We start from the raw sequence: 17,326 nt of genomic DNA on the forward strand, positions 1-17,326 counted from the left end.
CCACCGATGTAGGCCTGACGTGTCGTCCAAACCACCCGATTTCCGACTGCCATAGCGTTTGGCGCGAAGCGGACTCGTCAAAACAAAAGCCTAGCTCAGCGGATTATAGGTCACCCCGCGCTTGGCAGACTGGAGCGCAGCCATTAAAGCTTTGGAAAAGCTTTCCTTTTCCTCAGCGCCCAGAAAACTTCCGATCGCGACGCGGCGGCCTTTCGAGACCAGATAAAGCCGCTCGATGCCAAATTCGGCGTGCGTCTTGCGATCAAGCTGCACCCACAGCGGATTGAAGGAGAATTCCATCACGTGGCCGCGATGGCTGATCCGCCGCACCCGAAGTTCTGACGGCGTGACGCGAATTTCCTCCGACGCCCTGGCGCGGCGAAAGTTGATGCGAAAGGCCCAATAGATCGCGAGCACGTCGAAGCCGAAAAAGCCGAAGACCGGCCAAGCGCCCATCAGGAGGAAGGCCATGCCCGCAGCAAAGCTGACCACGCTGATAAACGCCATGACCACCAGAAAGCCGGTGCGGTTGAGCGAGCGGTGCGGCGTCAGACGCGCCGAAAACAGCTCCGCCTCGTAGCCCGGATCAAAATCGTTGCCTGAAGTCATGACGTATCAGTATACCCAACCTATGCCGAAAATCACCCGCCGTGCTGTCGCTAAATCGAAGCCTAAATCGAAGCCCAAGTCGAAGGCTGCCGTTCGGCGCGTGGTAAAATCCGGTGGAAGCAAGAAGGCCGCAAAGGCCGCACCCGCTGCCAAAAAGACAAAACCCTGGACCGAAGCCGAGGTGCGCGAGGCGTTCGAACGCTTCCGCAAAGCCAATCCCGAACCGAGAGGGGAATTGGAGCATCTCAATCCCTTCACGCTGCTGGTCGCGGTCGTGCTGTCGGCGCAAGCCACCGATGCCGGTGTCAACCGCGCGACGCGCGCTTTGTTTCCGATCGCCGATACGCCGCACAAGATGCTCGATCTCGGCGAAGAGAAGCTGCGCGACTATATCAAGACCGTCGGGCTTTACCGTACCAAAGCGAAAAACGTCATCGCGCTGTCGGAGAAACTGATCCGGGAGTTCGGCGGCGAGGTGCCGCGCACGCGGCCTGAGATCGAGTCCCTGCCGGGGGCGGGACGCAAGACCGCCAATGTCGTGCTCAACATGGCGTTCGGCGAACATACCATGGCGGTCGACACGCACGTGTTTCGCGTCGGCAACCGGACCGGAATGGCGCCGGGCAAGACGCCGCTGGAAGTCGAGCTGGGGCTCGAGCGCATCATTCCCGATGAATTCATGTTGCACGCGCATCACTGGCTGATCCTGCACGGCCGCTACACATGTCTGGCGCGCCAGCCGCGCTGCGCGGTCTGTTTGATCAACGATCTCTGCCGCTGGCCGGAAAAGACGCCATAGGCGAGCGGAAGCGAAGCCGTTCTTCAAAAAGAGGCGAGCGGAAGCGAAGCCGTTCTTCAATTCGGAGCCGGCGCGTCCCGATAGCTGCGTCATTTTCGCCGGCCGGACCTTGTGGTGGAAGGGTCCGTTAGCCTAGGCTCGCCGCCAATGCGCCAAAGCCCGCAATAAGGGCTGCGCATCGTACGGGAGAGACGCCATGCGGCTGCGGCTTGCGCTGGTTTCAGCGCTGTTGGTCACGGGACTGGCTTCGCATGAGGCGCGCGCGCAAGTTTCCGACAACGTCGTCAAGATCGGCGTGCTCAACGACCAGACCGGCCTTTATGCCGATCTCGGCGGTCCAGGCTCGGTGGTGGCGGCCAAAATGGCGGTCGAGGATTTTGGCGGCACCGTGCTTGGCAGGCCGATCGAGGTGATCTCGGGCGATCATCAGAACAAATCCGATGTCGGTGCGGCCATTGCGCGTGAATGGTTCGATGTCGGCAAGGTCGACATGGCGATCGGATTTGATCACTCCGCCGTTGCGCTTGCGGTCTCCGCGCTCGGCGCCGAGAAAAATCGCATCGTGATTGGCGGTGCGATCGGCTCCACGGCCTTTACCGGCAAATCATGCACGCCGACGGCAGCCTCCTGGATCTACGACTCCTATGCTTTGACCACGAGTCTTGCGAAGGCGGTGGTGGCGGAAGGGCGCGATAGCTGGTTCTTCCTCACCGTCGACTACACCTTCGGGCATTCGCTGGAGGCCGACGCCACAGCCGCGGTCAAGGCCGCCGGCGGCAAGGTGCTCGGCAGCGTTCGCCATCCGCTCAACACCGCCGATTTCTCCTCGTATCTTTTGCAGGCGCAGGCGTCCGGCGCGAAGGTTGTCGCTTTCGCCAATGGCGGCGGCGACATGGTCAATGCCACCAAACAGGCCAACGAGTTCGGCTTGGCGAAAGATCAATCCATCGTCTCGCTGCTCGTGTTCATTTCCGACGTCCACAGCATGCAGCTTCAGGCAGCGCAGGGGCTGAAGTTCGTCACCGCGTTCTATTGGGATCGCAACGAGGAGACGCGGGTCTGGTCCAAGCGCTTTTTTGAGCGGTTTAACCGGATGCCGACCATGCCGCAGGCCGCCGTCTATTCGGCAATCACCCACTACCTCGGCGCGATCGTCGCCGCCGGCACCGACGAGGCCAGGGCGGTGATGGCGAAAATGCGCGAACGGCCGGTCAACGATTTCTACGTCAAGGGCGGCAAACTGCGCGAGGACGGCCGCCTGGTCCACGATATGTACCTGGCACAGGTCAAGACGCCGGCGGAATCCAGGGGTCCATGGGATTATTACAAGATCCTCGCCACCATTCCCGGCGATCAGGCGTTTCGGTCGCTGGCCGAGGGCGGATGCCCACTGGTGCGGTGAATTTGAAGCTTCGGAATCCGAGCTTCTCGTGGCTCGATCATTCGTGGTCCGGCGCGAGACCGGCGGCACTTATGGGATTTTATATCTCCTCGGCGGTACCACGCTCCGCCGGTGAACCCTTTGCCGGCCTGCTGCGACTAAACTTGCGACAACCCGGCAAAGGGCACCCGTGCGTCGTGATCAAGAAAACCTGGTACGTTTCGATCCATCTTCCGGAAGAACAGAAGACCGGGCACTATTCGCGTCGCTCGGAGACCTTTGCCAACGAGGCCGAGGCTAAACAGTTTGCGGCCAGCAAAATTGCAGCCGGCACCGAGATCAGCGCCGGAACGCTGAATCCCGTCACACCGAAGCGAATTATAAAACCCTCCGAAATCGAAAAATGGCTCGCCGAGAAGACCAGCCCGTGCGGGGGCTAGCAGCCCGCTTCTGATCCTCTATTGCGCAAAACGCCAATTGCCTTCGACCACCATGCGCGTCTATTAGCTGCTCTATGGTCGACAGACGCGTCACGCTTACTTTCGATAATGGCCCCACGCCTGACGTGACCGAGCGCGTGCTCGACATTCTGGCGGGGCAGCGAATTCTCACGACGTTCTTCGTCATCGGCAGCAAGCTCGGCGAACCCGCTGCCGTCAGCCTGATGCAACAAGCGCATGCGGCGGGTCACTGGATCGGCAACCATACATTTTCGCACACGGTTGCGCTCGGCGACCGGCCGGATCGCGACTATGCGCTGAGTGAGATCGAAGGCGCGCAAGCGCGCATCGGACGATTCGCACATCCCGAGAAGCTGTTTCGGCCCTATGGCAACTCCGGCCGTCTCGGACCCCATCTTCTCAGCCGGGCGGCTCTCGACCATCTCGTCGCAAACGACTACCGGACAATCATCTGGAACAACCTGCCGGGAGACTGGAAAGACCCGGACGGCTGGGTCGAAAGCTGCATGGCGCAGGTGTCGGCCCAGGACTGGAGCGTGGTGGTGCTGCACGACATCGAAGGCGGCTGCCTGACGCGGCTGCCGGAACTGCTCCGGCGGCTCGAAGACCTCGGCGTGACGTTTGAGCAGGACTTTCCGGACGCCGTCACGCTCACGCGCAAAGGCCAGATCGTCAGTCTTCCGGAAAGTTACGTCGCCGACTAGCCGATCAAGCCACCGGCAATCTCGTCTTTCGCGAAGGTTCGATCAGCTCAGGTCTTGGTCCGCTCAACCGCTTGTGCATGTGAACCATGAAGGCCATGCCGAACAGCGGCGTCGCCAGGTTGACGATCGGGATCGAGACGAAGGCTGCGATGAAAAGTCCCGCCGTAAACACGGTCGCAGCGTTATCCTTGCGCATGGCCTTGGCGTCCTGCGGCGAGCGGAACCGCATCGCCGCCAGTTCGAAATATTCGCGGCCCAAGAGCCACGCCATGGCGATGAAGAAGATGATGAAGCCCGCGCCGGCGAACAGCACAAAGGGCAGCACGATCAGATAGACCAAAATCGTGAGCGATGCGGTCTTGAGGCCCTGGGTAACCGCAAGCGGCAGCGGCAGCGCGACACCGGGCCGCTCGGCCGGATAATGCTCGCGCTCGACATGGTCGGCGACGTCGTCGACGAAAAAACTCGCGACCAGCGAGGTGATGGCCGGCATCAGCATCACCGCGCCGAACACGATGCCGAGGCTTGCGGCGATCGAGACAATCCAGGCCAGCACATTGAGCGTGGTTTGAAAGGAAGGGCCCAACAGCGCTTCGGCCCATACCTCGCCGGAAGTCGCAAGCCAGCTCAGCAGGCGCTGCAAGCCGATCGCCACCACGACGATCAGCACCAGTGCCATACCGATCGACCGCCACAGGATCGAGCGCATTGGCGGCGACAGGATTTGCGACAGCGCCTTGACCGCGGCATCAAGCATGATGGGTTTTGCCTTTCGCTTAAAGCCCCCGCGAGAGGTAGCCACGGGCGAGAGGTTCGGCAAGCCCCGGCTTTGTTGCAAGGCGTAGCCCGTCGTTAGCGAAAAGATGCGGGGAAAGTATCGCGGATGAGGTTGGAGATCGTGCGCGCTATTTACGCAACCGGAAGCGGCGCTTCTTCGTCAACCGTTTCAGGAACAAGCGGCGGTGTTTCTGGAAACACACCGAATTGGCCCGCTACCTCCTGGAGCGGCTTCTGCTTGTCGGCCCAATGCAGTGCGGTGTAGTCGAACCCGGTCACGATCGTCGGCTTGACGATTTCGAAATAGGGCGAGATGTCGAAGTCGCGCGGCATATAGAGCGAGGAGTCGCGGATATGCAGGATCTCGCGGCGCGCCTGCCGTGAGCCGGCGCGCGTGATCTTGGGCAGGATCGGGTAGCGCACGGCGTCGAAGGCCTGTGCGATCAGGGCCGAGCAGATGATCTTGGTCGGATCGCCCGAGCCGAATGCGATCATTCGCCGCCGGAATCGTTGCGGGACCGGCAGCGGAATCAGGAAGCGCATCAGATCGAGAATATTCTTGGTGTCGTAGCCGAAGCCGATCCGGTTGATGGCGTAGCGGCAGACCGTGTAGCGGTCTTCGTAGGTCAGGCCCACCGGCCGGCACAGCCGCGTATGGTAGGTGAAATATTTCGACAGCGGCGCCGTCGTCACACCCTCGCCGATGTTGGCTTCGATCAGGACGTGCTGCTCGCCGTTCGGCTCTTCCGCGCCGTCAACCGGGCCGACATAGAGCGCGGCATGCGACCAGGTCGATTGGGTCAGGTATTTGATGATGCCCGAAATGCGGTTGTTGCCTTCGACCAGCAGCACGTCGCCGGGCTGGACGATGTTGCGCAGATGGTCGGGCTCGCTCGGGGTGAACGGCTCGTAGCCATGCACTTCCTTCTGAAGATAGGAAGCGATCCACTTGCCGACGGTGTCGAGCATTACGCCCATTTTTCCCCCCAAGCGGATTTGGCCTAGCCGCAAGGGGCTTATCCGTCCGCTTTTTGGACTCTTATCTTGGTCGAAAGCCGTTGCAATTTAGTTCATGCAAGCGGCTGGTCAATCATGATTGATTCACCATGATGCTTGCCGCCACCGCCCGGATGCGGCAAGTTCGAAAATTCACTCACACCAGTGGAGTGGACTTGACATTCGCTAACCGGCCGCCGCGAGTTTGGAAAGCGAATGTCAAATCCTAAACTCCACTGGAAACATATATTTGCTAGTGATCCAATGATTCTAACATTCGCAAAAGTGCCTGCTGAGAGGGGATGCGAATGTTGGAATCGGATCACTAGTTGTTGACTCTCTTTTCAAGAATTTCGGACCCTGCGATATGGCGATGACGCGACGCGAGCTTCTTGCGGCATCGGCTGCCATGGCGATGGCGCCACTCGCCGGCCGCCGCGCCTTCGCAGCCCCGCTGCCGCGCGAGGCTGACATTGTCGTGATCGGCGCGGGCGCAGCCGGCGTCGCTGCGGCGCGGCGAATTCAGGCGGCCAATCGCAAGGTGATCGTGGTGGAAGCCGACAGCCGCCTGGGGGGCCGCTGCTGGACCGACGCTACCGGCTTTGACGTGCCGTTCGACCGTGGTGCGCGATGGCTGCACAATCCCGAGACCAATCCGATGGTGAAACTGGCGCGCAGTGCCGGGCTCGATATCTCGGCGGCGCCTTTGGGCCAGAGAATCCGCATCGGACAACGTTACGCGCGCCCCGGCGAGACCGAGGAATTTCTGGCCGCGCTGGTTCGCACCAACCGCGCCATCGACGAAGCCTCGCGCGGCGGCAAGCCCGACGTGGCCTGCGCTTCGGTGCTGCCGAAAGAACTCGGTGACTGGGCGGGCACGGCGGAATTCGTGCTCGGCGCCAACGGCACCGGCAAGGACCTGCGCGATGTTTCTGTGATGGACAAGACGCGGGCGCAGGACCGCAATGCCGCGATCGGCTGCCGCCAAGGCGTCGGCGCGCTGGTCGCCAAGCTCGGCGAGCAGGTGCCGACGGCGCTGTCGACGCCGGCAAACCAGATCGTCTGGAACAACCGCGAGGTCGCGGTCGAAACGCCGGCGGGGCGGATCGCGGCGCGCGCGGCGATCGTCACGGTTTCGAGCAATGTGCTGGCGGCCGGCAACATCAGGTTCACGCCCGAACTGCCGAAGCGTCAGATCGAGGCCGCATCGAAGCTGTCGCTCGGCAGCTACGACCGGATCGCCCTACAACTGCCCGGCAACCCGCTCGGTCTCGGGCGCGACGAGGCGGTCATCGAACAGAGCAAATCGACCCGCACGGCGTTGCTGTCGGCCAACGTCGCAGGCTCGTCGCTGTGTTTGATCGATATCGGCGGCTCGTTCGGCCGCGATCTCACCAGCCAGGGCGAGAAGGCGATGGTGTCGTTTGCGATCGAGTGGCTGAACGGGCTGTTCGGCAGCAATCTCGCGGCTTCGGTGAAGCAATCGAGCATGACGCGCTGGAATGCTTCGCCGTTGACGCTCGGTGCGATGTCGGTAGCCGCGCCAGGCAGCCAAGGCTCACGAAAAATCCTCACCGAGCCGCTCGGCAATCTCTTCCTCGCGGGTGAAGCCAGCCACGAAACCCTGTGGGGTACGGTCGATGGCGCCTGGGAGAGCGGTGAGCGCGCCGCTGAAGCCGCGCTGAAAAAGATCGGTGCGCTCAACGATTCCATCGCAGCGCCCGAGCGGCCCGGCCAGCGCCGCCGGGCGCGCGGGGCATCGTTCAACTGATGACGCAGACGACATCGCGGCCCAAGGCGCGGATCAAGGCGCTGATCTCCTGGTCGAGCGGCAAGGACAGCGCATTCTCGCTTCACGAAGTCAGGCAGGCCGGCGAATTCGACGTCGTCGGCGCGGTGACCACCGTTACCGAGACGTTCGGCCGCGTCTCCATTCACGGCGTGCGGGAAGAGATTCTGCGGGCGCAGCTTGAGGCCGCAGGTCTGCCGCCGCGCATCGTGCCGATTCCCTACCCTTGCCCGAACGACATCTACGAAGCGCGCATGGGCGAAGCGGTCGCACGTGCCGTGAAAGACGGCATCACCCACATGATCTTCGGCGATCTCTACCTCGCCGACATCCGCGCTTATCGCGAACAGAAACTCGCGGGCACGGGCATCACGCCGGTATTTCCGTTGTGGGAGAAGCCGACGCGCGCGCTGGCGCGCTCGATGATCGAAAGCGGGCTCAAAGCTTATCTTGCCACCGTCGACCTGAAAAAATTGCCGGCGGAATTCGCCGGGCGAGCTTTCGACGAGAAACTTCTCGCCGATTTGCCTGATGGCGTCGACCCCTGCGGCGAGAACGGCGAGTTTCACACCTGCGTCGTGGCGGGGCCGATGTTCTCGCGCCCGCTTGCCGTGAAACCTGGCGAGCGCGTCGAACGCGACGGCTATGCCTATTGCGATTTAGTGATGAAGTAAGACGGTAGCGCAGATCGTCCCGAGGCTGTCATTCCGGGGCGCGAGAGAATCGAGCGAACCCGGAATCCATTTCGCAACTTGCCGTATCGATAGATGGATTCCGGGTTCGCGCTGCGCGCGCCCCGGAATGACCAAAAACCTTACCGCAGCACGCCGCCGGTCTTCTTGCTGACTTCCGCCACGATCTTGGCCGCGACTGCCTCGATTTCCTGATCGGTCATGGTCTTTTCGCGCGGCTGAATGGTGACGGCAATCGCGACCGACTTCTTGGCCTCGTCGATGCCCTTGCCTTCATAGACGTCGAATACCGTCACGCCCGTGATCAGCTTCTTGTCGACGCTCGAGGCCGCGCGCAGGATATCGCCGGCTTTCACGGCGCGATCGACGATGAAGGCGAAATCGCGCGACACCGGCTGGAACGCCGAGAGTTCGATCGCCGGCTTGGCGCGGGTCGGCCGCTGCTTGGCCTCGGGAATGCGGTCGAGGATGACCTCAAAGGCGACAATCGGGCCGTCGGCGCCGAGCTTCTCCAGCACGCGCGGGTGTAACTCACCGAAATGGCCAAGCACGTTTTGCGGGCCGATCTGGATGGTGCCGGAGCGGCCGGGGTGCAGCCATGACGCTCCACCCGGCACCACCTGCAAGGCCGAGACCGGCGCGCCCGCGGCTGACAGCACGGCGAACGCATCGGCCTTGGCGTCGAACAGGCTCGCTGTGGCCGAGCCGGACCAGTTGCGTCCGAGTCCGGCCGAGGAAGAGAATCCGTGACGTACGCCGGCTGAGGCCGTGAACTGGTCTTCCGGTTGGTCGCCCTTGAAGACCTGACCGACCTCGAACAGCGCCACATCAGAAAAGCCGCGATCGGAGTTGGCCTGCGCTGCCGCAATCAGTCCCGGCAGCAGGCTCGGCCGCATGTCGGACAGATCAGAAGCGATCGGATTGGCGAGCGAAAGCTCCGCCTTGCCGCCACCAAACGATTCGGCCTGTGGCCTGGAGATGAACGACCACGTCACGGCCTCGACCATGCCGCGCGCGGCGAGCGCGCGCTTGGCGCGCCGCGTGCGCAGTTGCATCGGCTTGAGCACGGGCTTGCGCGGCGCATCGCCGCGCTCGAACGGCGTCATCGGCACGTGATCGACGCCGACGATGCGCACGATTTCCTCGACGATATCGGCCTTGCCGTGCACGTCCGATCGCCAGGAGGGAACCGCGACCTTCACCATCGCGCCGCTGCCAGCCACCATGAAACCAAGGTGGGCGAGGATGCGCTTGATTTCCGGGAACGCCACGTCGATGCCGGCGAGACGCTTCACCTCGGCAATCGGGAAATCGATGATGCGGTCGTCGCCGAAGGCGTTGCCGACCACGATGTTTTCGGATGGAGCGCCGCCGCAGATTTCCATCACCAGCTTCGTGGCCATCTCCAGCCCCGGCACCATGAAGGCCGGATCGACGCCACGCTCGAAACGATAGCGGGCGTCCGAATTGATGCCGAGCTTGCGGCCGGTTTGCGCGATGTTGATCTCGTTCCACAGCGCTGATTCGATCAGCACATCGGTGGTTGTCTCCGAGCAGCCGGAGGCCTCGCCGCCCATGATGCCGGCGAGCGATTCGACGCCGTGCTCATCGGCAATCACGCACATCGAGTTGTCGAGCGTATAGGTGCGGCCGTCGAGCGCCAGCAGCGTTTCGCCGTCGCGTCCGCGCCGCACCACGAGATCGCCCCTCACCTTGGCCGCATCGAACACGTGCAGCGGCCGCGCGCGGTCATAAGTCATGAAGTTGGTGATATCGACCAGCGCATTGATCGGCCGAAGCCCGATCGAGGTCAGCCGCTTTTGCAGCCATTCCGGCGATGGTCCGTTCTTGACACCGCGCACCAGCCGTAGCGCGAAGCCCGGACAGAGGCCCTGGTCTTCGACCTTCACTTTCACGGGGCAGGGGAATTCACCCTTGATGGCGCGGATCGCCGGGTCCTTGAACTTGCCCATGTCGGCGGCGGCAAGATCGCGCGCGATGCCGTGGACGCCGGTGCAATCCTGCCGGTTCGGCGTCAGGTTGATCTCGAACACGGCATCGCCAAGCCCCGCCCACCCGGCGTAAGGCGTGCCGATCGGCGCGTCGGCCGGCAATTCCATGATGCCGTCGTGGTCTTCGGAGATCTTCAGTTCGGCTGCCGAACACAGCATGCCGCGGCTCTCGACGCCTCTGATAGTGCCGACGCCAAGCGTGATGTCCTTGCCCGGAATGTAAGTGCCGGGCGGTGAGAACACGCTGATGAGGCCGGCGCGCGCATTCGGGGCGCCGCAGACGACCTGCACCGGCGCCGCACCGTTACCGGTATCGACCATGCAGACCCGCAGGCGATCCGCGTTCGGATGCTGTTCGGCCGAGATCACGCGCGCAATGGTGAAGGGCGCGAGTTGTTTGGCCTTGTCTTCGAGGCTTTCGACCTCGAGCCCGATCATGGTGAGCTTCTCGGCGAGCTTCTCCACCGTCTCGTCGGTGTCGAGATGTTCTTTCAGCCAGGAGAGAGTGAACTTCATGGCTGTCGGCCTCCGGTGTTACTGCTCCCTCCCCCCTTGTGGGGGGACTTTCCCCTCCCCCGCTTGCGGGGGAGGGTTAGGGTGGGGGCTCTTTCTTCAACGGCAGAAGCAATTGTTTCGAGAACACCGGTGCGATTTGTCATTACGTCAAGGTTGCTAAAGCGAAGAACCTGAAAGCCTTTGGCTTCGATAGTCGCTGTCCGTCTCACATCAGCCTTTTCTCCACGGGAGGAAAAATGCTGACCACCGTCAAGCTCAATAACAAGTTTGGCGGCATGGCACATAAAATCGGCAACGTAAGTGTCTATCGGGACTTGCCTGCGGAAGCCGGCTCCGCCTAGCCGGTGACCACGTAATTCAGACCAGAGGATTCTTTCAGCGTCCGTAGAATTCCTTCGAAGTGCGCGAGCATTGGCGCGAAGCTTGTGCGAGACGTTCCAGCCAGGACTCTTGCGATCAACCATCGGCATGCCCCCACCCCAACCCTCCCCCGCAAGCGGGAGAGGGAGCCTCACCTTTCGTGCGGGAGGACTGTTGGCAATCACTCTCACGTGCTCAGCCCTCCCGCCAGTGTCGGGATGTCGAGCGGCTTGAAGCCGTAATGGGCGAGCCAGCGCACGTCGCTCTCGAACAATTGCCGCAGATCGCTCATGCCGTATTTCAGCATCGCGATGCGGTCGATGCCCATGCCCCAGGCAAAGCCCTGATACACATCGGGGTCGATGCCGCAGGCGCGCAGCACGTTCGGATGCACCATGCCGCAACCGAGAATCTCGAGCCAATCCTCGCCTTCACCGAAGCGAATTTCGCCGTTGCCGCGCCGGCACTGAATATCGACTTCGAGCGACGGCTCCGTGAACGGAAAGAACGACGGCCGGAAGCGCATGTTGATGTGGTCGACCTCGAAGAAAGCCTTGCAGAATTCGTGCAGGATCCATTTGAGATGGCCGAGGTGCGAGTGCTTGTCGATGACGAGGCCTTCGACCTGGTGGAATTGCGGCGTATGGGTCGCATCGGAATCGATGCGATAGGTGCGCCCCGGGCAGATCACGCGGATCGGCGGTTTTTGCGACAGCATCGTGCGCACCTGCACCGGCGAGGTGTGGGTCCGCAGCAGCATGCGCGAGCCGTCTTCCTTCGGGTTGAAGAAGAACGTGTCGTGCATTTCGCGCGCCGGATGGCCTTCCGGGAAATTCAGTTTGGTGAAGTTGTAATCGTCGGTCTCGATGTCCGGTCCTTCGGCGACGGAAAAGCCCATGTCGGCGAAGATCGCTGTCAGCTCGTCCCAGACCTGGCTCAAGGGGTGGATTCGGCCCGCTTCCGTCGGCGCCTCGCGCAAGGGAAGCGTGACGTCGACGGTCTCGGACGCCAGCCGCGCGTCAAGCGCGGCCGATTTCAGGACCTCGCGCCGCGCGGTGAGCGCTTCCGTGACCTTGTCCTTGGCGAGATTGATCTTGGCGCCTTCAGTCTTGCGCTCGTCGGGCGACATCTTGCCGAGCGTCGCGAGCAGGGCCGAGATCGAGCCTTTTTTGCCGAGGGCCGCGACACGCACGGCCTCGAGCGCGGCTTCGTCAGACGAAGCGGCGATTTCTGTCAGAATTTGCTGTTCGAGCGTGACGAGGTCGGACATGGCGACGAACACCCCAAGAGAAAGCGCTCGCAGTCCATTTACGCCGTCATCATCCGCGAAAGCGGATGATCCAGTAATCACCGATACTGATGTCGGAGGTTACTGGATGCCCCGCCTGCGCGGGGCATGACAGCGGGATTGCAAGCTACCGCAGCGAATATGCGCTGACGCCTCAGGCCGCGAGCGCTGCCTTGGCCTTTTCTGCGATCGCCTGGAACGCGGCGGGCTCGTTGATCGCGAGATCGGAGAGCACCTTGCGGTCAACCATAATGCCGGACTTTGACAGGCCGTTGATAAACACGCTGTAGGTCATGCCAAACGGGCGGACGGCGGCGTTGAGACGCTGAATCCACAGCGCGCGGAAGGTGCGCTTCTTGCGCTTGCGATCGCGGAAGGCGTACTGGCCGGCCTTTTCGACTGCGGGCTTGGCGGCGCGAATCGTATTCTTGCGGCGGCCGCGATAACCCTTGGCGGCCTTGTAGACTTTCTTGTGCTTGGCGTGGGCGGTCACACCGCGTTTGACGCGAGCCATGACGGAGCTCCTTGAAATTCGGAAAAATGGGTGACGGATCGCCGCGCGAACGGCGTGGCGTTAGGCGCGATCAGGCGTTCGGCAGGAAGTACTTCTTGACGTTGTCGCCGTCGGTCTTGAACAGCACGCGCGTGCCGCGCAGCTGCCTGATCTGCTTCTTCGTCCGCTTGATCATGCCATGGCGCTTGCCGCGCTGGGCGTGCAGGACTTTGCCTGTGGCAGTCACCTTGAAGCGCTTTTTAGCGCCCGACTTGGTCTTCAGCTTGGGCATTTGGCTCTCCTAATTGCCGCAGAAAAACCCGCCGAAAACGGCGTCCTTGCGGCTAAAATGCTCGTTAGAGCGTTGAAAGTGCTCAGGTTTTTACGTCAACCGACAAAACCCGCACGGTCATCGCCACGGCAGCCCTATTCAGCCGGGCGATGAAGGTCGCGCTTATGGCAGAACAACTTCATTTTGGCAACGATGAACCGCCAAATCAGCTTCGCCGACTGATGTCAGGATGCCGACATTGGCACCGCCAACATCAGCCGCAGGGCAGGACAAAATGAGCATTTCAGCCCAATCGATTACCTCTTTTTCGAATTTCAAACGGAGCGGCTTCGCACGGGGCGCTTTTGCCCTCGCGATAACAGCTTTTGCCGCCGCGACCGCGAGCCCGGCATCGGCCGGCCCCCGGCCGGGCGCCTATGACGGCAACTGGAACGTGACCTTCACCACCAGGGCCGGCAATTGCTCTTCGACCAACAGCGCGCCCTTTGCCGTATCCGGTACCCAGGTTTCATCGGCCGGCGGCGGCAAGGTGACGGGCGGCGTGCGCCCCAACGGGACCTTGGCCGTCAATATCTCGGTCGGTATGTCGCATGCGAGCGGCACAGGTCGGCTGGCCGGCAATTCCGGCGCCGGCCGCTGGAGCGGCGTCATCACCGGCGACAAGTGCAGCGGCACCTGGGTGGCGACCAGAACCTAGCATCGTCGTCGCGTCCCCGGCGCCGTCATTGCGAAGAGCGAAAGCGACGAAGCAATCGCTGGATTGCTTCGCTATCGCTCGCAATGACGAGATTGCGGCCGTGCCAACCGTCGGTGGTTATGGGTGCCCGCGCCAGTGCGCAATTGCGCACAAGGCGGGGACGACCATTGAGGGGTCAATCAGCGCGGCGCCAGAACCATGACGACCTGGCGGCCTTCAAATCGAGCGTCCTGCTCGACCTTGGCAAACTCTGCGACGTCGGTCTTGATCTTGTCGAGAAGCTTGGTGCCGATTTCCTGGTGCGCCATTTCACGGCCGCGGTAGCGCAAGGTGATCTTGACCTTGTCGCCTTCCTCGAAGAAGCGCTGCATGGCGCGCATTTTCACGTCGTAGTCGTGATCGTCGATCATCGGCCGGAGCTTGATCTCCTTGATTTCGACGGTCTTCTGTTTCTTGCGGGCTTCAGCCGCTTTCTTCTGCGCCGAGTACTTGTACTTCCCGTAGTCCATGATCTTGCAGACGGGAGGACTGACGTTCGGCGAAATCTCAACGAGATCCATTCCGGCATCGATCGCCATTTTGATGGCGGCGATCGTCTCGACCGTGCCCTGGTTCGTGCCGTTCTGGTCGATTAGCTGAACCGTTGCGTTGCGGATCTCATCATTGGTGCGCGGCCCGTCTTTGGCAACTGCGGGCGGGGCTCTATTGGGACGGCGAATGGGTGGTTCTCCAAAATTGTGAGCGAAGGTCGTAGTTTGAAGGAATAAGGCGTTGCGGGCAAGCAAACTTGCCCTTTGGCCGCCAAAAAGCATCAAATGCGAGGCTTTTGGGCCACGCGAGATGTTTCGACCGGCGAGATAGGACGAAGCCAAACCTTCCGCAAGCACCATAACGCACAAGGTCGCATTTGGTCCCGGCATCTGGTTGACGTGACTTGACCGCTCGCGCACAGAGACGTTCGGAGTGACGATCCCATGACCAGCCCCGAAACGAGCCCGGAAACTCCCCGTTTGATCGAAGTCGGCCAGACCGATGCAATTCGTCGCATCGCGGTCCGCGTCCGGGAAGGGGCCCAGCCCGGACTTTTCTGGCTCGGCGGCTTCAAGTCGGACATGCAGGGCACCAAGGCCGTGGCGCTGGACGCATGGGCGGCCGAGCGCAAACGCGCCTGTGTCCGGTTCGATTATTCCGGTCATGGCGAATCCGGCGGTGATTTCGTCGATGGCACCATCGGCCAGTGGCTGGAAGAGAGTGTTGCGGTATTCGAGCGATTTTGCGCCGGACCGCAGGTGGTGATCGGTTCCTCGATGGGCGGCTGGATGGCGCTGCTGCTGGCGCGGGAGCTTGCCAGGCGCAAGGAATCCGGAAGTCAGCCCACGCGCGCCTCGCTCAAGGGGCTGGTGCTGATCGCGCCGGCGCCGGATTTTACCGAGGAACTGATGTGGAAGGGGTTTTCGCCGGAAATCCGCCACCAGATCGAAACGTCAGGCGTGTGGCTGCGTCCGTCCGAATATGGCGATCCCTATCCGATCACCCGCAATCTGATCGAGGAGGGCCGCAAGCACCTCCTGCTCGGCGGCTCGATCGAGGTCGGCTGTCCCGTGCATATCCTGCAAGGCGCGCAGGACCCCGACGTGCCATGGAAACACGCCTTCGCGCTGACCCACCGCTTGCCGGCCGAAGATGTGGTGCTGACCATGATCCAGGACGGTGATCATCGCCTGTCGCGGCCGCAGGACATTGCGCGGATTCTCGCAGCCGTGGCGGAGTTCTAGTTTTTTGTTTGACGCGTTTTCTTCACGCGAACCGGTACCCACTTCGCTTGAAAACGCTTTTGGGGAGGGAACGTCATGACGACGCAAGAACTGCTGCGTGCGTTTTGCGACGCCGTCGAACAGCGCAACGGTAAAGCCTTTGCCGATTTGTTTTCGGAGGACGGCGTCTATCACGACGTGTTCTACGGCGCCTTCGAGGGCCGCGCCAAAATAGCCGAGATGATCGATGAGGTGTTTTATCGTACTGCGACCGATTTCCGCTGGGACATGCATTCCCCGCTCAGCGACGGAGAGCAGCTCTACGCGCATTACACGTTCAGCTACCGCTCGACGCTGCCTGAGGCAAAAGGCGCGCGCGTAATGTTCGAGGGTGTGGCGATGATGAAGCTGCGTGATGGCAAGATCGCCAGCTATCACGAGGTCGCCAACACCGCGCCGGCCTTCGTTGACATGAACTTTGCGCCGGAGCGCATCGTCAGGATCCTTGCCAGGCAGGGCGCGGCGCTGAAAGCGCGGCCGGAGATGCGGCGGCACCTCGCTTAGGATCGTCCCGCAATCCATTCCGCGTGCACGCCCTCGTCAGTCTCCGCGGCAGCATTGCACGCAAGTGCCGCAAAACGATCGCGGCCTGCCAGTTGCGACAGTGCCCATACCGCCGCGCCGCGCACGATCGGGCTTGCATCGGCGAGTAGTCGCTCGGCCTCGCTTGCCAGTGAGGCGTCGTTCGAGTTACCGATCGCGATCAGCACGTTGCGGATGAAGCGGTCGCGGCCGATGCGCTTGACCGGCGATTTTGAAAACAGACTGCGAAACGCTGCATCGTCGAGCCGCGCCAGCGACGAGAGCTCGGGCGCACGTAGCGCCGCGCGGGCTGAGAGCTTCGCTTCATGGCCAACTCGCGCAAACTTGTTCCATGGGCAGACCGCAAGGCAATCGTCGCATCCGTAGATCCGATTGCCGATGGCTTTGCGGAATTCGTGTGGGATCGGTCCCTTGTTCTCGATCGTGAGATAGGAAATGCAGCGCCGCGCATCGAGCTTGTACGGCGCAGGGAAAGCGGCTGTCGGACAGATGTCGAGGCAACTCCGGCATGAGCCGCAGTGGTCGGTGTCAGGCTCATCGCGCGGCAGATCGGCATCCGTGAAGATCGCACCGAGAAAAAGCCAGGAGCCGAATTCGCGCGACACGAGATTGGTATGCTTGCCCTGCCAGCCGAGGCCGGCTGCCTGCGCCAGCGGCTTTTCCATCACGGCGGCGGTATCGACAAAGACCTTGACCTCGCAGACAGCCGTCGCGGCCAGCCAGCGCGCCAGCGCCTTCAGCCGCTTCTTGATCACGTCGTGATAGTCGTCGCCCTGTGCGTAGACCGAGATCGCGCCGCGGCTGCGCTGCTGCAAAATCGAAAGCGGATCTTCATCGGGGCCGTAATTGACGCCGAGCATGATCACCGAGCGCACGCTCGCCCACAGATTTCGCGGATCGCTGCGGCGCTGCGGATTGGCCGCGAGCCAATCCATGTCGCCATGGCCGCCTGTGCTAAGAAATTCGAGAAAATATTGCCCGGCTTTGGCGGTGGCGCCGGGATCGGTCACGCCCACACAATCAAAGCCGAGCGTGCGCGCTTGCTCGATCAGCGCCTGTTTGAGATCGTCACGCATGGGGGCGAAAGTGCGCACGGCTTGCCG

At 62.1% G+C, this 17,326-nt stretch carries 18 protein-coding genes and 1 pseudogene; 9 read left to right on the forward strand and 10 right to left on the reverse strand.

Translation table 11 applies throughout. From position 1 onward, the window contains the following. Positions 1 to 90 precede the first annotated feature (90 nt). Positions 91 to 609 carry a DUF2244 domain-containing protein gene (locus tag BUA38_RS13850; protein WP_072818465.1) on the reverse strand — a complete coding sequence of 173 codons (519 nt, stop codon included), beginning with the start codon at positions 607 to 609 and terminating at the stop codon, positions 91 to 93. A gap of 22 nt (positions 610 to 631) precedes the next feature. Here BUA38_RS13850 and nth point away from each other — a divergent pair, with 22 nt between their 5' ends. The 4 genes from nth (at position 632) to BUA38_RS13870 (ending at position 3,954) form a co-directional block, all read left to right on the forward strand. Next, on the forward strand, positions 632 to 1,408 hold the full coding sequence (nth, locus tag BUA38_RS13855; RefSeq protein WP_072826107.1) for an endonuclease III: 777 nt from the start codon (positions 632 to 634) through the stop codon (positions 1,406 to 1,408). A gap of 196 nt (positions 1,409 to 1,604) precedes the next feature. After that, a complete protein-coding gene (locus tag BUA38_RS13860; RefSeq protein ID WP_072818466.1) occupies positions 1,605 to 2,810 on the forward strand; it encodes an ABC transporter substrate-binding protein in 1,206 nt (401 codons plus the stop codon). Between the two features lie 71 nt (positions 2,811 to 2,881). Continuing rightward, positions 2,882 to 3,229, forward strand: coding sequence for a hypothetical protein (locus tag BUA38_RS13865; protein ID WP_156898522.1), 348 nt, complete (start codon positions 2,882 to 2,884; stop codon positions 3,227 to 3,229). A 74-nt stretch (positions 3,230 to 3,303) separates the two neighbouring features. Continuing rightward, positions 3,304 to 3,954 (forward strand): polysaccharide deacetylase family protein, encoded by a 651-nt coding sequence (locus BUA38_RS13870; RefSeq protein WP_072818468.1) that lies wholly within the window; start codon positions 3,304 to 3,306, stop codon positions 3,952 to 3,954. A gap of 4 nt (positions 3,955 to 3,958) precedes the next feature. Here the strand turns inward: BUA38_RS13870 and BUA38_RS13875 are convergent, their stop codons facing one another. Both BUA38_RS13875 and BUA38_RS13880 read right to left on the reverse strand, forming a co-directional pair. Then, positions 3,959 to 4,711 carry a sulfate transporter family protein gene (locus tag BUA38_RS13875; RefSeq protein WP_072818469.1) on the reverse strand — a complete coding sequence of 251 codons (753 nt, stop codon included), beginning with the start codon at positions 4,709 to 4,711 and terminating at the stop codon, positions 3,959 to 3,961. A gap of 152 nt (positions 4,712 to 4,863) precedes the next feature. Further along, positions 4,864 to 5,709, reverse strand: a complete 846-nt coding sequence (locus BUA38_RS13880; RefSeq protein ID WP_083587577.1) for a YiiX/YebB-like N1pC/P60 family cysteine hydrolase — start codon at positions 5,707 to 5,709, stop codon at positions 4,864 to 4,866. Positions 5,710 to 6,094: 385 nt separating this feature from the next. Here BUA38_RS13880 and BUA38_RS13885 point away from each other — a divergent pair, with 385 nt between their 5' ends. Both BUA38_RS13885 and BUA38_RS13890 read left to right on the forward strand, forming a co-directional pair. Continuing rightward, positions 6,095 to 7,498: a flavin monoamine oxidase family protein gene (locus BUA38_RS13885; protein ID WP_072818471.1), complete on the forward strand. Its 1,404-nt coding sequence runs from the start codon at positions 6,095 to 6,097 to the stop codon at positions 7,496 to 7,498. After that, a complete protein-coding gene (locus tag BUA38_RS13890) occupies positions 7,498 to 8,190 on the forward strand; it encodes an ATP-binding protein (protein WP_072818473.1) in 693 nt (230 codons plus the stop codon). Before BUA38_RS13885 ends, BUA38_RS13890 begins: the two co-directional genes overlap by 1 nt. Positions 8,191 to 8,330: 140 nt before the next feature. Here the strand turns inward: BUA38_RS13890 and pheT are convergent, their stop codons facing one another. From pheT to rpmI, 5 genes are all read right to left on the reverse strand, one after another. Further along, a complete protein-coding gene (gene pheT / locus BUA38_RS13895) occupies positions 8,331 to 10,736 on the reverse strand; it encodes a phenylalanine--tRNA ligase subunit beta (RefSeq protein ID WP_072818475.1) in 2,406 nt (801 codons plus the stop codon). Next, entirely contained in the window at positions 10,733 to 11,206 is a 474-nt protein-coding gene (locus BUA38_RS13900) for an endonuclease domain-containing protein (protein WP_338076355.1), read from the reverse strand. The genes pheT and BUA38_RS13900 overlap by 4 nt, the downstream gene beginning before the upstream one ends. A 77-nt stretch (positions 11,207 to 11,283) precedes the next feature. Beyond that, on the reverse strand, positions 11,284 to 12,366 hold the full coding sequence (gene pheS, locus BUA38_RS13905) for a phenylalanine--tRNA ligase subunit alpha (protein ID WP_072818477.1): 1,083 nt from the start codon (positions 12,364 to 12,366) through the stop codon (positions 11,284 to 11,286). A gap of 172 nt (positions 12,367 to 12,538) precedes the next feature. Next, complete coding sequence (gene rplT / locus BUA38_RS13910; protein WP_072818479.1) at positions 12,539 to 12,898, reverse strand: 50S ribosomal protein L20; 360 nt, start codon at positions 12,896 to 12,898, stop codon at positions 12,539 to 12,541. A gap of 70 nt (positions 12,899 to 12,968) precedes the next feature. Next, positions 12,969 to 13,169, reverse strand: coding sequence for a 50S ribosomal protein L35 (gene rpmI / locus BUA38_RS13915; RefSeq protein ID WP_072818481.1), 201 nt, complete (start codon positions 13,167 to 13,169; stop codon positions 12,969 to 12,971). Between the two features lie 274 nt (positions 13,170 to 13,443). On the opposite strand from rpmI, the gene BUA38_RS13920 reads away from it, so the two are divergent. After that, positions 13,444 to 13,866, forward strand: a complete 423-nt coding sequence (locus BUA38_RS13920; protein WP_072818483.1) for a hypothetical protein — start codon at positions 13,444 to 13,446, stop codon at positions 13,864 to 13,866. A gap of 179 nt (positions 13,867 to 14,045) precedes the next feature. Here BUA38_RS13920 and infC read toward each other — a convergent pair whose 3' ends face one another. Further along, the gene (gene infC, locus BUA38_RS13925) at positions 14,046 to 14,585 is read right to left on the reverse strand and encodes a translation initiation factor IF-3 (protein ID WP_156898956.1); all 540 of its coding nucleotides are present in this window, start codon (positions 14,583 to 14,585) and stop codon (positions 14,046 to 14,048) included. Between the two features lie 255 nt (positions 14,586 to 14,840). Here infC and BUA38_RS13930 point away from each other — a divergent pair, with 255 nt between their 5' ends. Together BUA38_RS13930 and BUA38_RS13935 are read left to right on the forward strand one after the other, a co-directional pair. Further along, entirely contained in the window at positions 14,841 to 15,641 is an 801-nt protein-coding gene (locus BUA38_RS13930; RefSeq protein ID WP_072818484.1) for an alpha/beta hydrolase, read from the forward strand. A 75-nt stretch (positions 15,642 to 15,716) separates the two neighbouring features. Then, complete coding sequence (locus BUA38_RS13935) at positions 15,717 to 16,184, forward strand: nuclear transport factor 2 family protein (RefSeq protein WP_072818486.1); 468 nt, start codon at positions 15,717 to 15,719, stop codon at positions 16,182 to 16,184. Here the strand turns inward: BUA38_RS13935 and queG are convergent. Next, positions 16,181 to 17,290: pseudogene (gene queG / locus BUA38_RS13940) on the reverse strand (tRNA epoxyqueuosine(34) reductase QueG); the annotation flags it as partial. The gene BUA38_RS13935 and the pseudogene queG overlap by 4 nt on opposite strands. Positions 17,291 to 17,326 lie beyond the last annotated feature (36 nt).

Source organism: Bradyrhizobium erythrophlei (assembly GCF_900142985.1).
Classification (GTDB): Bacteria; Pseudomonadota; Alphaproteobacteria; order Rhizobiales; family Xanthobacteraceae; genus Bradyrhizobium; species Bradyrhizobium erythrophlei_B.

Bases quoted from the DNA above. Each gene is read 5' to 3' on its own strand.
- BUA38_RS13850 (WP_072818465.1), bottom strand. From the start codon at position 609: ATGACTTCAGGCAACGATTTTGATCCGGGCTACGAGGCGGAGCTGTTT.
- nth (WP_072826107.1), top strand. From the start codon at position 632: ATGCCGAAAATCACCCGCCGTGCTGTCGCTAAATCGAAGCCTAAATCG.
- BUA38_RS13860 (WP_072818466.1), top strand. From the start codon at position 1,605: ATGCGGCTGCGGCTTGCGCTGGTTTCAGCGCTGTTGGTCACGGGACTG.
- BUA38_RS13865 (WP_156898522.1), top strand. From the start codon at position 2,882: ATGGGATTTTATATCTCCTCGGCGGTACCACGCTCCGCCGGTGAACCC.
- BUA38_RS13870 (WP_072818468.1), top strand. From the start codon at position 3,304: ATGGTCGACAGACGCGTCACGCTTACTTTCGATAATGGCCCCACGCCT.
- BUA38_RS13875 (WP_072818469.1), bottom strand. From the start codon at position 4,711: ATGCTTGATGCCGCGGTCAAGGCGCTGTCGCAAATCCTGTCGCCGCCA.
- BUA38_RS13880 (WP_083587577.1), bottom strand. From the start codon at position 5,709: ATGGGCGTAATGCTCGACACCGTCGGCAAGTGGATCGCTTCCTATCTT.
- BUA38_RS13885 (WP_072818471.1), top strand. From the start codon at position 6,095: ATGGCGATGACGCGACGCGAGCTTCTTGCGGCATCGGCTGCCATGGCG.
- BUA38_RS13890 (WP_072818473.1), top strand. From the start codon at position 7,498: ATGACGCAGACGACATCGCGGCCCAAGGCGCGGATCAAGGCGCTGATC.
- pheT (WP_072818475.1), bottom strand. From the start codon at position 10,736: ATGAAGTTCACTCTCTCCTGGCTGAAAGAACATCTCGACACCGACGAG.
- BUA38_RS13900 (WP_338076355.1), bottom strand. From the start codon at position 11,206: ATGCCGATGGTTGATCGCAAGAGTCCTGGCTGGAACGTCTCGCACAAG.
- pheS (WP_072818477.1), bottom strand. From the start codon at position 12,366: ATGTCCGACCTCGTCACGCTCGAACAGCAAATTCTGACAGAAATCGCC.
- rplT (WP_072818479.1), bottom strand. From the start codon at position 12,898: ATGGCTCGCGTCAAACGCGGTGTGACCGCCCACGCCAAGCACAAGAAA.
- rpmI (WP_072818481.1), bottom strand. From the start codon at position 13,169: ATGCCCAAGCTGAAGACCAAGTCGGGCGCTAAAAAGCGCTTCAAGGTG.
- BUA38_RS13920 (WP_072818483.1), top strand. From the start codon at position 13,444: ATGAGCATTTCAGCCCAATCGATTACCTCTTTTTCGAATTTCAAACGG.
- BUA38_RS13930 (WP_072818484.1), top strand. From the start codon at position 14,841: ATGACCAGCCCCGAAACGAGCCCGGAAACTCCCCGTTTGATCGAAGTC.
- BUA38_RS13935 (WP_072818486.1), top strand. From the start codon at position 15,717: ATGACGACGCAAGAACTGCTGCGTGCGTTTTGCGACGCCGTCGAACAG.